Annotated in this window: 4 protein-coding genes; 2 read left to right on the top strand and 2 right to left on the bottom strand. The window is 46.0% G+C overall.

Annotation, left to right across the window (positions count from 1 at the left end):
- A partial coding sequence (locus QZY09_RS00130; protein ID WP_295666467.1) for a cellulase N-terminal Ig-like domain-containing protein occupies positions 1-1,322 on the bottom strand: 1,322 nt, incomplete at its 3' end.
- Between the two features lie 158 nt (positions 1,323-1,480).
- Here QZY09_RS00130 and QZY09_RS00125 point away from each other — a divergent pair.
- Entirely contained in the window at positions 1,481-3,082 is a 1,602-nt protein-coding gene (locus tag QZY09_RS00125) for an AGE family epimerase/isomerase (RefSeq protein WP_295666464.1), read from the top strand.
- Positions 3,083-3,254: 172 nt separating this feature from the next.
- Positions 3,255-3,656, top strand: a complete 402-nt coding sequence (locus QZY09_RS00120; protein WP_295666461.1) for a DUF5655 domain-containing protein — start codon at positions 3,255-3,257, stop codon at positions 3,654-3,656.
- Positions 3,657-3,668: 12 nt separating this feature from the next.
- Here QZY09_RS00120 and QZY09_RS00115 read toward each other — a convergent pair whose 3' ends face one another.
- On the bottom strand, positions 3,669-4,067 hold the full coding sequence (locus tag QZY09_RS00115; RefSeq protein WP_295666458.1) for a hypothetical protein: 399 nt from the start codon (positions 4,065-4,067) through the stop codon (positions 3,669-3,671).
- Positions 4,068-4,411: the final 344 nt, after the last annotated feature.

Here is a 4,411-nt window from a genome sequence, read left to right as displayed (position 1 = left end):
GTTTCACCCGGTTTAAATTTGTTAAGGGTGGAATGGCCCTGGATATAGCCGTCAAAATGGTTAGAATCAGTTGGCGCCATGCGGGCGTCGTCCATGTGGCACAGGCCATGCCAAACCCGGTATTTATCGTTCACCCGCATGTGGCACATCTGTACGGGCAAAAAATATTCGAGGGTAGGTTGCCAAACATTGTGGTCGTACACCGTGCTGCTGATCTGGAAGGGGTTGGTTTCCACCTCACCATACCGCACTTTATACATCCCCGGTATTTTTATTTTTGAGAAATCGAAACGCAGGTAATGGTAGCGCAAAAAATTACCCCAAACTTCGGCATCGGCTTTTAAAACGGGAGTTAATCCGCCGTTTTCAGCTATCCTTAATAATTCGGGCTGCAATTTCCTATGGTCATTTTTATCCAGTTCAATTACTGCGATTTTGGCCTGATTAGGATGATAGCCGATCTGCGACACCTGTACGACCGGCTGAGCGCGCCAGCCTTCGATAGCGTGCGGGGTGACCAGCCATACGACAGCATTTTTGGTGGCGCCTTTCGCGATGAGGGAACGCACCACGAACCAGCCATTATTGTGTTTACCGCGGCCATCCAGCAATTGCAGTTTGCCGGGACCCTCATTTTCGATGATCATGCGCTGGCTTTCGGATTCAGGTGCCACAGTTAGTTTTTTGCCTGATGCCATTGGCGTTATCTGTAATTCGCCCTCTTCGTCAGCATACATCTGGTCGTTAGGTTGCTGCGGAAAAATGCCGAACTGGTCATCAGCATAATAACTCTTACCAAACAAAATGCCGGGGTATAGTTCCATATTAAACCCAACTTTACCTATCCAGCTATCAGGCAGCGGCGCGTCAAGATCAACGATGATCCGGAAGCCTTTGCCGGCTGGCTCAACCCGGGTGGTATAAGCGAATTTCAAGTCTGGATAAATGATAGGGTTAAATCCTTTGCGGTTGATAGATGAATCAGGAAAATGCATATGCACGCTGATCTGTTGTTTTTGGCGGTTAACCATCTGTTTGCCCACTTTTGGGATGGGTTGCCATTGGCCGGGTGTAGGTTCCAGCCTGATATCGCCGTTGGTGGCAACCCGCATGCCGTTTTGAATGATGCCGACGCCGCCCTGGTGGCCTTCCGGGTAAAAATCATGGGCAAGCATCACGTTTACACTCTGGTATTCCAGGTATTCCAAATCGTTCAGTTTCATAGCTCCGGCTGGTTTTTTAGCCTGCGCATGTGCGGTAAATTTCCCTGAAAACAATAATATTAGGAAACAAAGACAAGGGATGAGTTTAAAATTCGGCATGATTGGTTTTATAATTACACAAGATTAATGTTTATTATCTGGATGATAAAGCCAACGACCGGGTGATGTAGTAAAGTTGTACCTTGTTAGCTGACTTATGCGGGCGATTATTATAAATTTGCTTTACCCAATCGGCTAACCTGATAATTAATATCCTGATGAAAATTTTTGTACTCCTTTTTGGTATTACCCTGTTTTTTATTGAACCGGCATTCCCTCAAACCAAAAACAACACTAAAAATGAGCGTTCGAAGATTTACCGCGAGATGAAAAGATCCATGGTGGATGAATTGCTAAAGCCATGGTACCCCGCAGCCATAGATACCGTTGACGGCGGCTTCCTGAGCACTTTTACTTATGATTTTAAGCCCCAGGGCAACCAGGATAAAATGGTTGTTACCCAGGCCAGGCATGTTTGGAGCAATGCCAAAGCGGCGGAACTGTTTCCATCAATCCCCTGGTATAAAAAAGGCGCGGCAGTTGGCTATCGTTTTTTGCGCGATAAAATGTGGGATAAACAATACGGCGGCTTTTATACCTACACCGACAGGCAAGGCAACCCGAAACAAGGCGGTTTTGCACCTAAGGAAGCTTATGGCAATTCATTCGCTATTTATGCGCTGGCGGCCTATTATCAAAGTACGGGCGATACCATCGCTCTTAATTTAGCTATTAAAGAATTCCACTGGCTGGAGGCGCATAGCCACGACCCGGTTTTTAAAGGCTATTACCAGCACATGGAGCTGGATGGTACGCCGATCAAAAGAACAGCGACAACACCCACCATGGCCGAAACCGGCTATAAAGATCAGAATACCTCCATCCACCTATTGGAATCGTTTACCGAGCTGTACAGCGTTTGGCCCGACAGCCTGTTAAGAGACCGTTTACAGGAAATGCTGCACCTGGTGAGGGATGTGATCACCGATCAGCGCGGCGACCTGACGCTGTTTTTTCAACCTGACTGGACGCCGGTTAGCTACCACGACTCGACCTATGCAGTGATGATGAAGCATAAAGGGCTTGACCATGTATCTTTCGGGCATAATATTGAAACGGCCTGGCTGATGCTGGAGACTTCGCATGTTTTAGGCATCCGGAACGATACTTTAACCAACCGCGTCGCCAAAAAAATGGTAGATGATGCTTTGCAAAATGGCTGGGACGATAAAGTTGGCGGCGTTTACGATGAAGGTTATTATTTTAAAGATAAACCCGGCGTCACCATTATTGCCGACACTAAAAACTGGTGGGCACAGGCCGAAGGTTTAAATGCGCTGTTGCTGATGGCTGATAAATATCCTCATGATCCGCTTCGATATGAAGATAAGTTTATCAAAGAATGGCAGTACATTCAAACCTATTTAATCGACCACGAACATGGCGACTGGTACCAGGGCGGGCTGGATAAACAACCCGACTATAAATTGGCGCTGAAGGGGCAGATCTGGAAAGGGACCTATCATAATTTCAGGGCGCTGATGAATTGCACCAATGCTTTGCACCCAAACACTGCAATGCCACCCGCACCATTTGGCATCAGTTATAATAAAGGCACGGCGGCGGTTTTAAGGTGGCATACACCGAAAAGCAAAATCCTGCTTTTGGGATACAACATTTACCTGAACGGACACCGCATCGGTTTTACACCGCTTACATACTGGTATATTCCGGCAAAAATTCGCGTTAACAAAAAAATAGCGGTGCGGTCGGTTGATTTACAGGGGAATGAATCGGTAAAGGCGGGGGTGTTGAAGTAACCGCCTCTGTATCATCCCTCCACTCAGCGATACACACCCCCGCCCCTCTCAAGAGGGGAACGCGGCACGCAGGCCATTTTTTAGGCGTTTGCCGTTGGCGATCTTAATAAATACCAATCGAAAACAGCAATTTTGTATGCTTTCAACATAAATAAATGCACATTATAACCACATGAGCTGGGTTTGCCCGAATTGCGAAAGAGAATTATTAAAAGAAAACCAAACGCATTATTGTGCAAGGGTGAGCATAGACAGTCTTTTTAAAGGCAAACCGAATGAACTGGTATTGGTATTTGACAAGCTGCTGGCTGAGGTAGCCGACTGGAAGGACGTCATTGTAAGTACCACGCCAAATTGCATTGTATTTGTTCACCGCAAAACCTTCCTCGTGATCCGCCCCATGCAAAAGGTGCTCGATTTAAAGTTTTACTCCCTGACCGCACAAAACGGCCATCCCATCATCAACAGCACCCTATATGCCGGTAAGTATGCCAGTAACATCAGGATAAAAACCACTGATGAGCTTACTCCGCAGCTGTTTAAGTTTATTTATCAGTCGTATTTATTGTTATGATGGCGGGTAAAATCACCCCTTAATTTTCCTTCGCGACCGGAATAACACCACCGGGATTACAATGCCCATCAACACCCACAGTAACAACGGAACAATAAGAAATACCGCAGCCGGCCTGGCGCCCGTCGGACTTAACCGACCGCTATAACCCAGCAGCGAAACAACTGTAATAACCAGCATCAGGCAATAGATGGCGATCCTAACCGTTGCGGGCCCAAGCCTGTAACGGGCATGGGCTACTAATATCACTACGAACGGGGACAGCACCCAAACCAAAAAAAGACCAACCAGCAGCATGGATTTGTTGGCAGAACCCGCATACAGGGTAAGATTTACCGATATGCCTGCACCAATAGCCCAAACCGCCAGGGCAATGATGCGAAACAGATTAAGCGTAAAGATTTTTTTCAATAGGATTGGTTTTAGCGGCCGAAGCCGGTACATGGAGTTTATACTTCTATGCTACAATATTCTATAAAATGAGTTTTATGTGTTTTTTGTTTTATGGATCCGGAAGTTTTTCTTTTGAGTGAGAGAATGTTAAAAGCATAAATGGTGTCTGCGGTGGGAGATCCCTTAACCCGCGAATCATGCTTGTTTGCAAATAAGTATGGCCAATAACATTAATGATAAAACCATTGACGAGCTTACGCCGCAGGTGTTTAAGTTGATTTATCAGTCGTATGTGCTGCTTTAATTTATTTTACCCCGCAGTTTAATGGATCCCGAGGCATGTTATTGTATTATCATTTTAT

Origin of the sequence: uncultured Mucilaginibacter sp. (genome assembly GCF_903913935.1) — a bacterium.
GTDB lineage: Bacteria > Bacteroidota > Bacteroidia > Sphingobacteriales > Sphingobacteriaceae > Mucilaginibacter.
Note: the sequence above shows the minus strand (reverse complement) of the source record. Positions and strands in the feature narration are given on the sequence as shown.

Bases quoted from the DNA above. Each gene is read 5' to 3' on its own strand.
- QZY09_RS00120 (WP_295666461.1), top strand. From the start codon at position 3,255: ATGAGCTGGGTTTGCCCGAATTGCGAAAGAGAATTATTAAAAGAAAAC.
- QZY09_RS00125 (WP_295666464.1), top strand. From the start codon at position 1,481: ATGAAAATTTTTGTACTCCTTTTTGGTATTACCCTGTTTTTTATTGAA.